The following is a 16,218-nucleotide window of genomic DNA, read 5'->3' on the forward strand; positions in this document are numbered from 1 at the left end:
ATGAAAGGACTGTCCAAAATGGCAGAACGTGAAAACCGCCGGGGCCGCGGTCGCAACCGCGAAGAAGAAACCCCGGAATTTGCAGATCGCCTGGTTGCGATCAACCGTGTTTCGAAAACCGTGAAGGGTGGTAAGCGCTTTGGCTTCGCCGCTCTGGTGGTTGTCGGCGACCAGAAAGGCCGCGTTGGCTTTGGTAAAGGTAAAGCGAAAGAGGTCCCCGAGGCCATTCGCAAAGCCACCGAGCAAGCCAAGCGCCAGATGGTTCGCGTGCCTCTGAAAGAGGGCCGTACCCTGCACCACGACATGGAAGGCCGTCACGGCGCCGGTAAAGTGGTCATGCGCACCGCGCCTGAAGGTACCGGGATCATCGCAGGTGGCCCGATGCGTGCCGTCTTCGAAATGCTGGGCGTGAAAGACGTGGTTTCCAAGTCGATCGGCTCGCAGAACCCCTACAACATGATCCGCGCCACCATCGACGGGCTGAAAAAAGAATCCAGCCCCCGTTCGGTTGCTGCGCGTCGCGGTAAGAAAGTTGCTGACATCCTGCGCAAGGACGAAGCAGCGGCCCCCGCCGAAGCAGAAGCGTAAGGAGAGCGAGACATGGCTAAAACCATCGTTGTGAAACAGATCGGCTCGCCGATCCGTCGCCCCGCCATCCAGCGTCAGACCCTGATCGGTCTGGGCCTGAACAAGATGCACAAGACCCGCGAACTGGAGGACACCCCCTCGATCCGCGGCATGGTAGCGAAAATCCCGCACCTGGTCGAAATCATCGAAGAGCGCGACTAAGCGATCTTTGGGCCTTGCGCCTGAATGACATCAAAACACCCCGTTGCGCCGCAGCGGGGTGTTTTCTTTTGGCGAAGTTTTCATTCTGCCTAATTGCTATGCACTCTGTGCATTGCGGGGTTTCGCGTTTGGCGCTGGCTAGGGCAGGTTCGCTGCCTTATTCGGCCCCTAACGAAACGTAAGCCTATTGGACCCCATCATGACCGTCGTTAAAAACACCCCCGTTCTGGTCGCCAAGACCATCCGCGCCTCTTTCGTCAAGCTGGCCCAGGCCGTGACCAACCCGGTTCCCTGCTGGGAAGAGTATCTGCGCCAAACACGCTGAGCCCTCTCGCGCCAATGTGAACGCGCCTCGGACCCCCGGGGCGCTTTGTCGTTCCCAAGAGACGTCACAACGCTTGATTCACAAAGGCGACAGGTCTATACGCCCCCGGTGGCCTGTAGGCCGCAAAAGAATCAATCAAGAAAAGCCGTGTTTGGCCCCTTCCGCTTCGTGGGTCAGTTCCGGCAAAGGAGAAGCGACATGAAATTGCATGAACTGCGCGACAACGAAGGCGCAACCAAAAAACGTACACGCGTTGGCCGTGGCCCGGGTTCGGGCAAAGGTAAAATGGGTGGCCGTGGTATCAAAGGTCAGAAATCGCGTTCGGGTGTGGCCATCAACGGCTACGAGGGCGGCCAGATGCCCCTGTACCAACGTCTGCCCAAGCGTGGCTTCAACAAGCCCAACCGCAAAGAATACGCCGTTGTGAACCTGGGCCTGATCGCCAAGTTCATCGAAGCCGGCAAACTGGACGCTTCGGCCGCCATCACCGAAGATGCGCTGATCGCCTCGGGTCTGGTCCGCCGCAAGCTGGACGGCATCCGCGTTCTGGCCAAAGGCGAGATCGCAACCGCTGTGAACCTGGAAGTGACCGGTGCCTCGAAATCGGCCATCGAAGCCGTTGAAAAGGCCGGTGGCTCGCTGAAGGTTGCGGCTGCCGCTGAATAACGGGTTGTGAGTGGCGCATTGGCCGCTTAGATACATCCTAGTTTTCCTAAGAACGCCGCCTGAGCTGGAAAACGCTCTGGGCGGCGTTGCTACATAAGAGAGACCGAATATGGTATCTGCAGTCGAACAAATGGCCGCGAACACCAGCTGGGGACAGCTGGCCAAGGCGTCGGACCTGCGCAGCCGCATCCTGTTCACCATCCTGCTTCTGATCGTGTGTCGCGTCGGGACCTTTATCCCGGTTCCGGGCATTGATGGGCTTGCATTGCAAGACTTCATGGAAGGCGCGGCCGCTGGTCTGGGCGGAATCCTGTCGATGTTTACCGGCGGTGCGCTGGGACGGATGGGGATCTTTGCGCTGGGGATCATGCCCTACATCTCTGCCTCGATCATCGTGCAGCTTCTGACGGCCATGGTGCCCTCGCTGGAGCAGCTGAAGAAAGAGGGCGATGCAGGCCGCAAAAAGATCAACCAGTACACCCGCTATGGCACCGTGCTGCTGGCAACGATGCAGGCCTATGGTCTGGCCGTGTCGCTGGAGGCAGGCGAGCTGGTGACCGATCCTGGTCTGTATTTCCGCGTTTCCTGCGTGATCACGCTGGTGGGCGGCACCATGTTCATGATGTGGCTGGGTGACCAGATCACCAGCCGTGGCATCGGCAACGGTATCTCTTTGATCATCTTCGTCGGCATCATCGCAGAGGTCCCCGCCGCACTGGCCCAGTTCCTGAGCCAGGGCCGGTCGGGCGCCATCAGCCCCGCCGTGATCATCGGTGTGTTCGTGATGGTCGTGGCCGTGATCGCCTTTGTGGTCTTCATGGAGCGCGCCCTGCGCAAGATCCATATCCAGTATCCGCGCCGTCAGGTCGGTATGAAGGTCTATGACGGTGGCAGCTCGCACCTGCCGATCAAGGTCAACCCGTCGGGCGTGATCCCCGCGATCTTTGCCAGCTCGCTGCTGCTGTTGCCGACCACGATCAGCACGTTCTCGGGCTCGCAAACCGGTCCGGTCATGTCGACCCTGCTGGCCTATTTTGGCCCCGGTCAGCCGCTGTACCTGTTGTTCTTCGTCGCGATGATCGTGTTCTTTGCCTACTTCTATACGTTCAACGTGTCGTTCAAGCCGGACGAGGTTGCCGACAACCTGAAGAACCAGAACGGCTTTGTTCCCGGTATCCGCCCCGGCAAGAAAACGGCCGAATATCTGGAATACGTGGCCGTGCGTATCTTGGTGCTGGGCTCGGCTTACCTTGCGGCAGTTTGTCTCTTGCCCGAGATTTTGCGTAGCCAATTGGCGATCCCCTTCTATTTTGGCGGCACCTCGGTTCTGATCGTCGTTTCGGTGACCATGGACACTATTCAACAGGTCCAAAGCCACCTGCTGGCGCACCAGTACGAAGGTCTGATTGAGAAGTCGCAGCTTCGCGGCAAAGGTAAAAAACGCACGCGTAAAGGACCCGCACGTCGATGAACATTATTCTGCTTGGACCGCCCGGCGCGGGCAAAGGAACTCAGGCCGCTTTCCTGGTCGAAAACCGTGACATGATCCAGCTGAGCACCGGCGACATGCTGCGCGAAGCTAAGGCAAGCGGCTCGGAAATGGGTCAGCTGGTTGCCAAGGTCATGGACAGCGGTGGCCTGGTCACCGACGAGATCGTGATCGGCCTGATCCGTGAAAAACTGGAAGGCGACAAAAAGGGCGGTTTCATCTTTGATGGCTTCCCCCGCACCCTGGCCCAGGCCGACGCCCTGGGCGAGCTGCTGGCCGAAAAGGGTGAAACCCTGGACGCTGTGATCGAGATGCAGGTCGAAGACGAAGTGCTGGTCAAGCGCATCGTCAACCGCGCTGCCGAAGCTGTCGCCGCCGGTGGCACCGCCCGCGCGGATGACAACGAAGAAAGCGTTCGTTTCCGGCTGATGGAGTACTATAAAAAGACGGCTCCGCTGATCGGGTACTACCACGCCAAGGGCAACCTGACCTCGATCGACGGCCTGGGCACGATCGACGAAGTTCAGGGCGCCATCGCCGAGATCCTGGGCTAATCGGGACAGGAATAGGGAAGGGGGCTTGACGGCCCCCTTTTTTCCACATACCCAGCACCATCTTTATTCAAAGACTGATTCTCGGTGGTCATATGCACCGATGATCATATCACCTGGTACAGCTGAGGCCCGGCGGAAAAATCGTCGGGCTTACGTTGTGAAAAAAGGTTCTGGAACTACGGAACCGCAACGAAAAGGAAAGTGACACGTGGCACGTATCGCCGGCGTAAACATCCCCACTGCAAAGCGGGTCCCTATCGCCCTCACCTACATCACCGGTATCGGCCCTGCATCGGCCAAAGCCATCTGCGAAGCTGTGAACATCGAGTCGACCCGCCGTGTAAACGAGCTGTCGGACGCCGAAGTTCTGGCCATCCGCGAACACATCGACGCCAACTACACCGTCGAAGGTGACCTGCGCCGTGAAGTGCAGATGAACATCAAGCGTCTGATGGACCTGGGTTGCTATCGTGGCCTGCGTCACCGCCGCAGCCTGCCCGTACGCGGTCAGCGTACCCACACCAACGCACGTACCCGCAAAGGCCCCGCAAAGGCCATCGCTGGTAAGAAGAAGTAAGGGAGGGCAGCACCAATGGCACGTGATACCCGTCGTGGCGGCAAGAAAAAGGCCTCCAAGAACATCGCAGCTGGCGTCGCACATGTGAACTCCAGCTTCAACAACACCAAGATCCTGATCTCGGACGTGCAGGGCAACGCGATCTCGTGGTCGTCGGCCGGCACCATGGGCTTCAAAGGTTCGCGCAAGTCGACCCCTTACGCTGCTCAGATGGCAGCCGAGGACGCGGGTAAGAAAGCCCAGGATCATGGCGTGAAAACCCTAGAAGTCGAAGTTCAGGGCCCCGGTTCGGGCCGTGAATCGGCTCTGCGCGCGCTGGCCGCAATCGGTTTCAACATCACCTCGATCCGTGATGTGACCCCGATCGCACACAACGGCTGCCGCCCGCCGAAACGCCGCCGGGTCTAATCCGACAGTATTGTTTTGGGGCTGTGCACGCGCACGGCCCCATTCCGTCATTTTGAAACCTCGGGCGTCTTGGCCTTTGGACATGGGGACAAGACAGGAATGGAGGGACGCATGATCCACAAGAATTGGGCAGAACTGATCAAACCCACCCAGCTGGACGTAAAGCCTGGCAACGACCCGTCGCGCAAGGCGACTGTTGTCGCCGAGCCTCTGGAGCGCGGTTTTGGTCTGACCATGGGCAACGCGCTGCGTCGCGTTCTGATGAGCTCGCTGCAAGGCGCGGCCATCACCAGCGTTCAGATCGACAATGTTCTGCACGAGTTTTCCAGCGTTGCTGGTGTGCGTGAAGACGTCACCGACATCATCCTGAACCTCAAGCAGGTTGCCTTGCGCATGGAAGTCGAAGGCCCCAAGCGCCTGTCGATTTCGGCCAAAGGACCTGGTGCCGTCACCGCTGGTGACATCAGCGACAGCGCCGGTATCGAAATCCTGAACAAGGATCACGTGATCTGTCACCTGGATGACGGCGCGGACCTGTACATGGAACTGACCGTCAACACCGGCAAAGGCTACGTTTCGGCTGACAAGAACAAGCCCGAAGACGCCCCCATCGGCCTGATCCCGATCGACGCGATCTATTCGCCGGTCAAGAAGGTGTCCTATGACGTGCAGCCCACCCGCGAGGGCCAGGTTCTGGACTATGACAAACTGACCCTGAAAATCGAAACCGACGGGTCGGTCTCGCCTGACGATGCTGTGGCTTACGCTGCGCGCATCCTGCAGGATCAGCTGTCGATCTTCGTCAACTTCGACGAACCCGAAGCCGCTGGCCGCCAGGACGAGGACGATGGTCTGGAATTCAACCCGCTGCTGCTGAAGAAAGTGGACGAGCTGGAACTGTCGGTCCGTTCGGCAAACTGCCTGAAGAACGACAACATCGTTTACATCGGCGATCTGATCCAGAAAACCGAAGCCGAGATGCTGCGCACCCCGAACTTCGGCCGCAAGTCGCTGAACGAGATCAAAGAGGTCTTGTCGGGCATGGGTCTGCACCTGGGCATGGACGTCGAGGACTGGCCGCCGGACAACATCGAAGATCTGGCCAAGAAGTTCGAAGACAGCTTCTAAGGACTACGGGGTGGGCCAGTGGCCCGCCCCAACAATGCCCGCACTGGCGGGGAACATATGGGCCAACGCCCCAAGGAGAGCCGGTGACACGCATCGCCGGACGGACAAAGCAAAACGCAAGTTAGGAGATAGAAAATGCGTCACGCACGTGGTTACCGCCGCCTGAACCGTACTCATGAGCACCGCAAGGCCCTGTTCGCAAACATGGCTGGCTCGCTGATCGAGCACGAGCAAATCAAAACCACCCTGCCCAAGGCCAAAGAACTGCGCCCGATCGTTGAAAAACTGATCACCCTGGGCAAACGCGGCGATCTGCACGCCCGCCGTCAGGCCGCTGCTCAGCTGAAGCAAGACAAAGACGTTGCCAAGCTGTTCGAAGTTCTGGGCCCGCGCTACAAAGACCGTCAGGGTGGCTACATCCGCATCATGAAAGCCGGCTTCCGCTATGGTGACATGGCCCCGATGGCCATCATCGAATTCGTCGATCGCGACGTCTCGGCCAAAGGCGCCGCCGACAAGGCCCGCCTGGAAGCTGAAGAAGCTGCTGCCGACGCTGAAGAATAAGATTTCGGGCATATCGCCCGCTTTCTGGCCCCGCTCGATCCCGAGCGGGGCCTTTTCTGTTTATGGGCCCGGATATCCGATTTAACCGGTTGACCCACGTGGCGCATTCGGGAAACTGCGCGCGCGAACTGGACTGTTGGGGAAATCAATTCATGCGACCTTGGGGTATCATTCTCAGCGCGATTGCGCTGCTGTTTCCGTTCATCTGGTTTCCCGAAATCGCCAAGGGCCGCGACGTGATCGCCTTGTTCAGCCAATATATGGGAATCGCCTCGTTGATTGGTATGGCGATTGTTCAGCTGATCGCCACCCGTTTGCCTGTGGTGGAATGGCTGTTTGGCGGGCTGGATCGGTCCTATGTGGTACATAAATGGCTGGGCATTCTGTCCATGGTGTTCCTGCTGATCCACGACACGGTCGACGCTGAAATGCGCGGGCTTGGCAATCAGAACATGATCGAAGAGCTGGCCGAAACCCTGGGCGAGCTTAGCCTCTATGGGTTGTTGATCCTGGTCGTGATCACTGTGGCCACGTTTATTCCCTATCACCTGTGGCGCTGGACGCATCGGATCATGGGTGGGTTTTTTCTGGCCGGGGCGCTGCACTATCTGTTCATTCTGAAACCCTTCAAGAATGGCGATCCGCTGGGTCTGTACGTGGCGGCCTTCTGTCTGCTGGGGACGCTGGCCTTTGGCTGGCGTTTGTTGCCCGCAGGGGTGCGCCCGTCGCGCCGTTATACCGTTGCCAAGATCGACCAAACGGGTGGCGCGCTGGCGGTGACGATGGTCCCTGATGGACGCCCGCTGCGCCACCGCGCTGGCCAGTTTGCCTTTGTCAGCTTTGCCGGGGCAGAGCCGCATCCCTTCACCATTTCGTCGGCCCCATCCAACGATGGCAGCATCCGCATGAGCGTCGCGCGCCTGGGGGATTATACGGCACGTTTGCACCGGGCGTTGGAAATTGGCACCCCGGCGCGGATCGAAGGCCCCTTTGGTCATTTCGAACGCCCCAAATCCAAGGCCCCCCAACTGTGGGTCGCTGCGGGAATCGGGGTTACTCCGTTTCTGGCGTGGGCGCAAAGCATGTCGCCCGACGATGGCACGGCGGATTTGGTCTATTGTGTGCGCAGCGAAGACGAGGCCCCCCATCTGGACGAGCTGCGGGATCGTGCCGATGCTCTTGCGAACCTGAACTTGAATGTGCACGTTTCTTCGCAAGATGGCCGCGCCTCGGCTGACAAAATCATGGCGCTGACCGGCCTGAGCGGGGACGATCTGACAGTATCGTTTTGTGGGCCGAAACCCATGCGTCAGGCCTTGATGGATGGCTTTGCCAAGCACGGGGTGTCGTCGCGGCGGTTCCGCTATGAAGAATTCGAAATCCGCACCGGGGTCGGCCTGCGCAAACTGGCGGATGTTCTGTTTGAACGGGTCACGCTGCCCAAAACAGTCGAGGACCGCCTGCGTCGCTAGAGCTATCGTGACTTGTACTCGAGCCGCAGTCCGCTCATATCATGGGCAGCAATCGAGGAGGTCCCATGATCCGCTTTTTGTTGACGTCGTGCCTTGTTGTCCTGACCAGCCTGCCCGCGCTGGCGCAAACGCGTGTCCCGCAAAACCAAGCCGAGATCAGCCTTGGGTTTGCGCCTTTGGTGAAACAGGCGGCTCCGGCGGTGGTGAACATCTATGCCAAACGCGTGGTCGAGCAACGCAGCCCGTTCATGGACGACCCGTTCTTTCGCCAGTTCTTTGGTCAGTCGGGCCAGCCCCGGCAGCGTGTTCAGAACTCGTTGGGCTCGGGGGTGATCCTGTCTGCGGATGGGATCGTGGTGACGAATTTCCATGTGGTTGGCGAGGCAACCGAAATTCGCGTGGTTCTGAACGACCGGCGCGAATTTGACGCGCAGGTGATGCTTGCGGACGAGGACTCGGACCTGGCGATTCTGCGTTTGCAGGACGCCACGGATATGCCTCATCTGTCGCTGCGCAACAGTGACGAGATCGAAGTTGGCGAGCTGGTCCTGGCCATCGGCAACCCCTTTGGCGTGGGCCAAACCGTCAGCAGCGGCATCGTGTCGGGGCTGGCGCGTTCGGGCATCGCGACGGGCAGCGCCTGGGGCTATTTCATCCAGACCGACGCGCCAATCAATCCGGGCAATTCGGGCGGGGCGCTGATCGACGTCAGCGGGCATCTGATTGGGGTGAACACGCGGATTTTGTCGCGCTCGGGCGGGTCGAACGGAATTGGGTTTGCGATTCCTTCAAATTTGGTCTCGCAATTCGTGACACAGGCGCGCGCGGGCAATGCCACGTTTCAGCGCCCCTGGGCCGGGATCGGCGGGCAGGTCGTGGATGCGGATATGGCGCAAAGCCTGGGCCTTGATCGTCCGGGCGGTGTCGTGATTTCGGATCTGCATGGCGATAGCCCGTTCTTGCAAGCGGGGCTGAAACAGGGCGATGTGGTGATCAGCGTGGATGGCGAGCCGGTGAATACCCCTGCCGAGATGCTGTTTCGGATGAGCGTCACAGGTTTGGGGCAGGACGCACGTATTGGCTATATGCGCGGTGCGGATCCGCAATTTTCCCAGGTTGCGATGATGTTGGCACCGGAAACGCCAGCCCGCGAAACGATGGTACTGGGCCAAGAGGCGGCCCTGCCGGGGCTCCAACTGTCCAACGTCAACCCGGCCGTGGTCGCGCAGTACAGCCTGCCATTGTCCGCGAGCGGCGTGGTGGTCGAGGCGCCTGGACCGTATGGCGCGCGGGTGGGTCTGCACCCTGGCGATATTCTGCAACAGATCAACGGCGAACCAATCGAAACCGCGGCTCAGGCCAAGCAGGCGCTGACCGAAAACATGCGTGTGCTGGATATTGAGATAAAGCGTGGCTTGCAGCGGCTGCGCTTGCGGTTCAGATTGTGAGCGATGGCTGACCTTTTCGACACTCCAGGCGCGCCAGATGCGGGGCAGGGCGCGAACGCGCCGCGCCCCCTGGCAGATCGGCTGCGGCCGCAATCTTTGGGCGATGTCATCGGACAGGAACAGGTGCTGGGACCCGAGGCGCCACTGGGCGTGATGCTCTCCTCGGGGGCCTTGTCGTCGCTGATCCTGTGGGGGCCTCCTGGTGTGGGCAAAACCACCATCGCGCGGTTGTTGGCGGATGAAACCGACCTGCATTTCGTCCAGATCAGCGCGATTTTTTCCGGCGTGGCCGAGCTGAAGAAAGTGTTCGAAGCCGCGCGTATCCGTCGTCAAAACGGGCAGGGGACGCTGCTGTTCGTCGACGAGATTCACCGCTTCAACAAGGCTCAGCAGGATGGGTTTTTGCCCTTTATGGAGGATGGCACGATTCTGCTGGTGGGGGCGACCACGGAAAATCCCTCGTTCGAATTGAATGCTGCTGTGCTCAGCCGGGCGCAGGTGCTGGTGCTGGAACGCCTGTCGCTGGCTGATCTGGAACGTCTGGCCCAGCGGGCCGAAAAAGAGCTGGACCGGTCGTTGCCCCTGACAGGCGAGGCGCGCGAGGCCTTGTTGGAGATGGCCGACGGCGATGGGCGGGCCTTGCTGAACCTGATCGAGCAGATCATGGCCTGGAATGTGGATGCCAAACTGGATGCACAAGCCCTGGCGACCCGCCTGATGCGTCGCGCCGCGCAGTATGACAAGGGCGGGGACGAGCATTACAACCTGATCTCGGCCCTGCATAAATCCGTGCGCGGGTCGGATCCGGATGCGGCGCTGTACTGGCTGGCGCGGATGCTGGCAGGTGGCGAAGACCCAAGATATCTGGCGCGGCGCATCACCCGCATGGCGGTCGAAGATATCGGTCTGGCCGATCCGCAGGCGCAATCCATCTGCCTGCACGCCTGGGAGGTCTATGAACGCCTTGGCAGCCCCGAAGGCGAGCTGGCCCTGGCCCAGGCGGTGACCTATCTGGCCCTGGCACCGAAATCCAACGCGGCCTATGCAGGGTATAAGGCGGCGATGCGTATGGCCAAGAAGACCGGCTCGGCCATGCCGCCCAAACATATTTTGAACGCGCCGACCAGCATGATGAAGGATCAGGGCTATGGCGATGGCTATGCCTATGACCACGATGCCGAGGACGGATTTTCTGGCCAGAACTATTTCCCCGAAGGCGTGGCACGGCCCGTTCTGTACCAGCCTGTCGAACGCGGATTCGAGCGCGAACTGAAAAAGCGGCTGGACTATTTCGCCCGTCTGCGCGAGCGGCGGGGCTAGGAAGCCTTCGGCGAGGGTATTTGGGCCAAGAAAAAGCAGCCATCCTTGACATTCTGCCGGTCCGCGCCCAGAGGTGTGGCGATGATGACAACGCTATTGCAAGTGGCCCTTGGGGGCGCGATCGGTGCCAGCGGGCGCTATTTGACGGGCGTGGCTGCCAGCCGCCTGATGGGGCCCGGATTCCCTTGGGGGACGTTGACGGTGAATATCGTTGGCAGTTTCGTGATGGGTGTGGTCGTGGTGGTTCTGGGGCACTACAGCGCCAATCGGTTTGCGCCTTTGCTGATGACCGGGGTGCTGGGCGGGTTCACCACCTTCTCGGCCTTTTCGCTGGATGCGGTCACCTTGTGGGAGCGCGGTCAGGTGGTGACGGCGGCGATCTATGTGGGGGCTTCGGTTCTTTTGTCGTTGCTGGCCATCGTTTTGGGGCTGATTTTCGCGCGGAGTATCGTTCAATGAGCAGGGTTCAAATGGTCACGATTGGCCCGGGCGAGGGCGACCAGCGTTTGGATCGCTGGCTGAAGCGGACGTTTCCGCAGCTGGGTCAGGGCCGGATCGAAAAGATGTGCCGCAAGGGTGAACTGCGCGTGGATGGTGCGCGGTGCAAGGCCAGCACGCGCATTGAGGTCGGCCAAGAGGTGCGGATTCCGCCCTTGCCGGATCCGGGCGCGCCCAAGCCCGTGCAGCAGTCGCGCGTTTCGGCGGCGGATGCCAAGATGATGCAGGATGCGGTGCTTTATAAGGATGATGACATCATCGTGCTGAACAAGCCAGCGGGGTTGCCCGTTCAGGGGGGCAGCAAGCAAACCCGCCACGTGGATGGGCTGAGCGAGGCGCTGCGCTTTGACTATGAGGAAAAGCCACGCCTGGTGCATCGACTGGACAAGGACACCAGCGGTGTGCTGGTGTTGGGGCGGACCCGTGCGGCGGCCTCGGCGTTGACGGCGGCGTTTCGGCACCGTGAAACGCGCAAGATCTACTGGGCCTTGGTGGCCGGGGTGCCCACGCCCTATTTGGGCGAGATCAAGTACGGTCTGGTCAAGGCGCCCGGGCATGGGCGCGGCGGTGAGGGCGAGAAAATGTTCTGCGTGCATCCGCGCGACATGAATGACACGCCAGGTGCCAAGCGTGCGCATACGCTGTATGCGACGTTGTATCGGGTGGCCGGGCGGGCCTCGTGGGTGGCGATGGAGCCTATTACCGGGCGCACGCATCAGCTGCGCGCGCATATGGCCGAGATCGGGCATCCGATCATTGGCGACGGGAAATATGGTGGCTCGGGTCAGGAAAACATGGGCGATGGCTGGGGCGCGCAATTGGGCGGGATCATCAGCAAGAAACTGCACCTGCACGCACGCCGTTTGCAGATCGAACACCCCGTCAGCCGCAAAATCATGGAATTCACTGCCCCCTTGCCCGATCACATGGCGCAAAGCTGGGACACCTTCGGCTGGACCGAGGACCTGGCGGCGGATGATCCTTTCGAGAGCCTGCAATGAGCGCCGATCTGCGGCTGATCATCTTTGATGTGGACGGAACCCTGGTGGACAGTCAGGGGGATATCGTCGCCTCGATGACAGCCGCGTTTGAGGCCGAGGGCCACCCGGTGCCTGACCGCGCGCAGATCCTATCGATCGTCGGGTTGTCGCTGGACGTGGCCCTGCCGCAGCTAGTTCCCGGGTTGGGTGGTGCTACCTATGCGCGCATGGTCGAGGACTATAAATCCGCCTATATGCAGCTGCGCGCCAGTCAGGGCACCCAGCAAAGCAGCCCGCTGTACCCCGGTATCCGCGCCGTTCTGGATGAATTGAACGCGGTGCCCGAATTTCTGCTGGGTGTGGCGACGGGCAAATCCCGGCGGGGGCTGGATGCGTTGTTGGCGGGGCATCAGATGGAACGGCTTTTCCTGACGCAGCAGGTGGCGGATCACCATCCCTCGAAACCGCATCCGGCGATGCTAGAGGCTGCGCTGGCCGAAACTGGCCTGTCCGCAGACCAAGCCGTGATGATCGGCGACACCGAATTCGACATGGCCATGGCCCAAGCCGCCGGTATACGCGCGATTGGGGTCAGTTGGGGCTATCATACGGCGGATCGGCTGGACGCGGCGGACAAACTGGTCCATAGCGTGGCCGATCTTCCCGGAGCGATCCGGACAGTTTGGGGGTAAGCCATGAGCGCGTGGAAAGCGAAACAATTCTGGAAAGAAACCAAGGCAGCCGAGGTCGAGGGTGGTTTTTCCGTATTGCTGGACGGTCGCAGTGTGAAGACCCCCGCGAAAACCCCGCTTGTCGTGCCGACAATGACGATGGCACAGGCGATCGCGGCTGAATGGGAGGCGCAGGAAGAAGAAGTCCAACCGCTGACCATGCCGGTGATGCGCGGTGCCAATGCGGCGCTGGATAAGGTGACGCTTCAATTTGACGAGGTCGCCGCGATGCTGGCCGAGTACGGCGCGACCGATCTGCTGTGTTATCGCGCCGAAAGCCCCAAAGAGCTGATCGAACGTCAGGCCCAGGCCTGGGATCCGATTTTGGACTGGGCCGCGACAGAACTGGGTGCGCGGCTGACCAGCGCTCAGGGCGTGATGTTCGTGTCCCAGGACGCGGTAGCGCTGGAAAAACTGCACGAGTTGGTGCGGCAGATGACTCCGTTCGAACTGGCCGCGTTCCACGATCTGGTCGGGATCAGCGGGTCGTTGATTCTGGGTTTTGCGGCCATTCACAACCACCTGCCGATCGAGCAAATCTGGGACCTGTCGCGCCTGGATGAGAACTGGCAGATCGAGCAATGGGGCGTCGATGACGAGGCCGCAGAACAGGCCGCCGCGAAACGAGAAGAGTTCCTGCGCGCCAAGCGATTCTATGAGCTTTGCCAGCACAGCTGATTTGATCAGAAAACGCAGGGTGTCCCTGCGTCAACCTTAGGTGGCCCTGCCAAATTCCTGATCAGTCCCTTGACCTTTTGGTCTGAATTTGCCCAAACTTCCATCACTGAGAGGGGAAAAGCCTTTTCAGCTGTGCGTCTGATCACTCAAGATCAGTCTAACCGCCGACCATATCAGGCGGTAAATCAGGATGAGGTAAAAATGAAAAAATCCGTATTTTTTGGCGCGCTCACCGTCGCTGGGCTGGCCGCTGGTGCTGCAGCAGCTGGGACTCTGGATGACGTGAAAGCACGCGGTCAACTGCGTTGCGGCGTGACCACCGGCTTGGTAGGTTTCGCGGCGCCGGACGCAAATGGTAAATGGGACGGCTTTGACGTTGGCGTTTGCCGTGCTGTCGCGGCTGCGGTTCTGGGCGATGGGGACGCCGTGGAATTCGTGCCGACCACCGGTAAAACGCGCTTTACCGCGCTGGCATCGGGTGAAATCGACATGCTGGCCCGGAACACCACCTGGACGTTCTCGCGCGATGTAGATCTGAAATTCGAATTCGTCGGCGTGAACTACTATGACGGCCAAGGCTTCATGGTTCCCAAAGAGCTGGGCGTGTCCTCGGCCAAGGAACTGGACGGCGCGACGGTCTGTATCCAGACCGGCACCACCACCGAGCTGAACCTGGCGGACTTCTTCCGCACCAACAACATCAGCTACGAACCCGTTCCGGTGGAAACCAACGCTGAGATTCAGCAGCAGTACCTGGCCGGTGCCTGCGACGTTTACACCACCGATGCGTCGGGTCTGGCGGCCACTCGTGCCACCTTCGAAGATCCCTCGGCACACGTGGTTCTGCCTGAAATCATCTCGAAAGAGCCGCTGGGCCCGCTGGTCCGTCACGGTGACAACGAGTGGGGCGATGTTGTGCGCTGGACTCTGAACGCGCTGATCGCGTCCGAAGAGCTGGGCATCACCTCGGCGAACATCGCCGAAATGGCGGCCGGCACCAACAACCCGGAAATCAACCGTCTGCTGGGCACCGAAGGCAGCCTGGGCGAGATGCTGGGCCTGGACGCTGGTTGGGCCAAAGCGGCCATCATGGTTGGTGGCAACTATGGCGAAGTGTTTGAAAAGAACATCGGCGCCGGCTCGCCGGTTGGCCTGGCGCGCGGCCTGAACGCACAATGGACCGACGGTGGTCTGCTGTACGCTCCGCCGTTCCGCTAAGATACTGAAATGAAAGAAGGGCGCGGGATCATCCGCGCCCTTCTCTCCTCTTACCAATCCAATAATTCGGCCATCGGGCCCCTGTGGACCCGGACAAAAAACAAGGCCGAGGACGGGGAATCCTTATGACCACTTTGACCGACCCTCCGAAGGAGTCGTTTCGGCTGTCTATGCTGATATACGACACCCGGTATCGTTCGATGACCATTCAGGTCGTGGCGATGATCGGCTTCTTGCTTCTATTCTTCTGGTTGTTCAACAACACCGCCAAAAACCTGCTGGAATTGGGCAAAGAGCCCAGCTTTGGCTTCTTGGGCGAGCCCGCGGGCTATGACATCAACCAGCGTTTGATTGATTACGACAACCAGAACACCCATTTCCGTGCGGCCTTTGTTGGCCTGCTGAACACCTTGCTGGTGGCGGTGATGGGTTGCATCACGGCCACCGTATTGGGCGTGATCATTGGCGTGTTGCGCCTGTCGAAGAACTGGCTGATCGCGCGCATCATGACCGTCTATGTCGAGATGTTCCGCAACGTGCCGGTCCTGCTGTGGATCGTGTTCTGTATGGCGATCCTGATCGAGACCCTGCCAGCGCCACGGGCGTTCCGAGGGGTGGAGACCGGGGCCGTCGTGGCCACAAACCGGGGCTTTTACGTCCCCGAGCCGCTGTTTTCCAACAGCCTGGGCAACATCCATCTGTTTGGGCAATCCAGCCTGCGCTTTGATATCTCGATTGATCTGATCGTGGTGCTGATCGCCTTGGCTATCGGCTTTACCGTTCGTCATTTCATCAACAAACGCGCAAATGCCATCCAAGAGGCCACGGGCGATCGTCCGACCACCTGGTATTTCAGCCTGGCGGCCATTTTGGTTCCGTTGGTTGTGGTGCTGGTCGCGCTGGGGTTCCACCTGGGTTATCCCGAGCTGAAGGGCTTTAACTTCAAGGGCGGTATCTACATGCGCAACTCGTTGATTGCGCTGTGGTTGGCCCTGTCGCTGTACACGGCGGCCTTTATCGCGGAAAACGTCCGTGCGGGTATCCTTGCGATCTCGAAAGGTCAGACCGAGGCCGCCGCGGCCCTTGGCCTGCGTCCGCAACGCGTCATGAGCCTGGTGATCCTGCCGCAAGCGCTGCGGGTGATCATCCCGCCGCTGATCTCGCAATACCTGAACCTGACCAAGAACTCGTCGCTGGCCATCGCCGTTGGCTATATGGACCTGACGGGCACGTTGATGGGCATCACCATGAACCAGACCGGCCGCGAGCTGGAAACGGTTCTGATCGGGATGCTGATCTATCTGGCGATCAGTCTGGCCATTTCGGTGGTGATGAACTGGTACAACAACAGCGTCAAATTGGTGGAGCGGTGA

General features: G+C 60.1%; 19 protein-coding genes. All 19 read left to right on the forward strand.

The features are described 5' to 3' along the window. Window positions 1-18 precede the first annotated feature (18 nt). The 19 genes from rpsE (at window position 19) to ACXADQ_RS09565 (ending at window position 16,218) form a co-directional block, all read left to right on the forward strand. Window positions 19-588, forward strand: coding sequence for a 30S ribosomal protein S5 (gene rpsE, locus ACXADQ_RS09475; RefSeq protein WP_475319430.1), 570 nt, complete (start codon window positions 19-21; stop codon window positions 586-588). Window positions 589-600: 12 nt separating this feature from the next. Further along, window positions 601-789 (forward strand): 50S ribosomal protein L30, encoded by a 189-nt coding sequence (rpmD, locus tag ACXADQ_RS09480; RefSeq protein WP_475319432.1) that lies wholly within the window; start codon window positions 601-603, stop codon window positions 787-789. A 199-nt stretch (window positions 790-988) separates the two neighbouring features. After that, a complete protein-coding gene (locus ACXADQ_RS09485) occupies window positions 989-1,114 on the forward strand; it encodes a hypothetical protein (protein ID WP_475319435.1) in 126 nt (41 codons plus the stop codon). A gap of 198 nt (window positions 1,115-1,312) precedes the next feature. Then, window positions 1,313-1,780, forward strand: a complete 468-nt coding sequence (rplO, locus tag ACXADQ_RS09490) for a 50S ribosomal protein L15 (RefSeq protein WP_475319436.1) — start codon at window positions 1,313-1,315, stop codon at window positions 1,778-1,780. Window positions 1,781-1,889: 109 nt separating this feature from the next. Further along, entirely contained in the window at window positions 1,890-3,251 is a 1,362-nt protein-coding gene (gene secY / locus ACXADQ_RS09495) for a preprotein translocase subunit SecY (protein ID WP_475319438.1), read from the forward strand. Then, window positions 3,248-3,823 (forward strand): adenylate kinase, encoded by a 576-nt coding sequence (locus ACXADQ_RS09500; RefSeq protein ID WP_475319441.1) that lies wholly within the window; start codon window positions 3,248-3,250, stop codon window positions 3,821-3,823. Before secY ends, ACXADQ_RS09500 begins: the two co-directional genes overlap by 4 nt. Before the next feature lie 208 nt (window positions 3,824-4,031). Next, window positions 4,032-4,400: a 30S ribosomal protein S13 gene (gene rpsM / locus ACXADQ_RS09505; RefSeq protein ID WP_425094016.1), complete on the forward strand. Its 369-nt coding sequence runs from the start codon at window positions 4,032-4,034 to the stop codon at window positions 4,398-4,400. Window positions 4,401-4,415: 15 nt separating this feature from the next. Beyond that, the gene (gene rpsK / locus ACXADQ_RS09510; RefSeq protein ID WP_425094017.1) at window positions 4,416-4,808 is read left to right on the forward strand and encodes a 30S ribosomal protein S11; all 393 of its coding nucleotides are present in this window, start codon (window positions 4,416-4,418) and stop codon (window positions 4,806-4,808) included. Window positions 4,809-4,919: 111 nt separating this feature from the next. Next, the gene (locus ACXADQ_RS09515; RefSeq protein ID WP_475319448.1) at window positions 4,920-5,936 is read left to right on the forward strand and encodes a DNA-directed RNA polymerase subunit alpha; all 1,017 of its coding nucleotides are present in this window, start codon (window positions 4,920-4,922) and stop codon (window positions 5,934-5,936) included. 135 nt (window positions 5,937-6,071) lie between these two features. Further along, a complete protein-coding gene (gene rplQ, locus ACXADQ_RS09520; protein ID WP_475319451.1) occupies window positions 6,072-6,500 on the forward strand; it encodes a 50S ribosomal protein L17 in 429 nt (142 codons plus the stop codon). Window positions 6,501-6,652: 152 nt separating this feature from the next. Further along, window positions 6,653-7,972, forward strand: coding sequence for a ferredoxin reductase family protein (locus tag ACXADQ_RS09525; protein ID WP_475319456.1), 1,320 nt, complete (start codon window positions 6,653-6,655; stop codon window positions 7,970-7,972). Window positions 7,973-8,037: 65 nt separating this feature from the next. Beyond that, window positions 8,038-9,420, forward strand: a complete 1,383-nt coding sequence (locus ACXADQ_RS09530; RefSeq protein ID WP_475319458.1) for a trypsin-like peptidase domain-containing protein — start codon at window positions 8,038-8,040, stop codon at window positions 9,418-9,420. Window positions 9,421-9,423: 3 nt separating this feature from the next. Further along, window positions 9,424-10,740 (forward strand): replication-associated recombination protein A, encoded by a 1,317-nt coding sequence (locus ACXADQ_RS09535; RefSeq protein ID WP_475319461.1) that lies wholly within the window; start codon window positions 9,424-9,426, stop codon window positions 10,738-10,740. Between the two features lie 81 nt (window positions 10,741-10,821). Then, the gene (crcB, locus tag ACXADQ_RS09540; RefSeq protein ID WP_475319464.1) at window positions 10,822-11,199 is read left to right on the forward strand and encodes a fluoride efflux transporter CrcB; all 378 of its coding nucleotides are present in this window, start codon (window positions 10,822-10,824) and stop codon (window positions 11,197-11,199) included. After that, window positions 11,196-12,239, forward strand: coding sequence for an RluA family pseudouridine synthase (locus tag ACXADQ_RS09545; protein WP_475319466.1), 1,044 nt, complete (start codon window positions 11,196-11,198; stop codon window positions 12,237-12,239). Before crcB ends, ACXADQ_RS09545 begins: the two co-directional genes overlap by 4 nt. Next, complete coding sequence (locus ACXADQ_RS09550; RefSeq protein WP_475319469.1) at window positions 12,236-12,910, forward strand: HAD-IA family hydrolase; 675 nt, start codon at window positions 12,236-12,238, stop codon at window positions 12,908-12,910. The genes ACXADQ_RS09545 and ACXADQ_RS09550 overlap by 4 nt, the downstream gene beginning before the upstream one ends. A gap of 3 nt (window positions 12,911-12,913) precedes the next feature. Beyond that, the gene (locus tag ACXADQ_RS09555) at window positions 12,914-13,627 is read left to right on the forward strand and encodes an ATP12 family chaperone protein (protein WP_475319471.1); all 714 of its coding nucleotides are present in this window, start codon (window positions 12,914-12,916) and stop codon (window positions 13,625-13,627) included. 201 nt (window positions 13,628-13,828) lie between these two features. After that, window positions 13,829-14,845: an amino acid ABC transporter substrate-binding protein gene (locus tag ACXADQ_RS09560; RefSeq protein WP_475319473.1), complete on the forward strand. Its 1,017-nt coding sequence runs from the start codon at window positions 13,829-13,831 to the stop codon at window positions 14,843-14,845. A 125-nt stretch (window positions 14,846-14,970) separates the two neighbouring features. After that, window positions 14,971-16,218 (forward strand): amino acid ABC transporter permease, encoded by a 1,248-nt coding sequence (locus tag ACXADQ_RS09565; RefSeq protein ID WP_475319476.1) that lies wholly within the window; start codon window positions 14,971-14,973, stop codon window positions 16,216-16,218.

The organism is Thalassovita sp. ABM4_323, assembly GCF_056158665.1.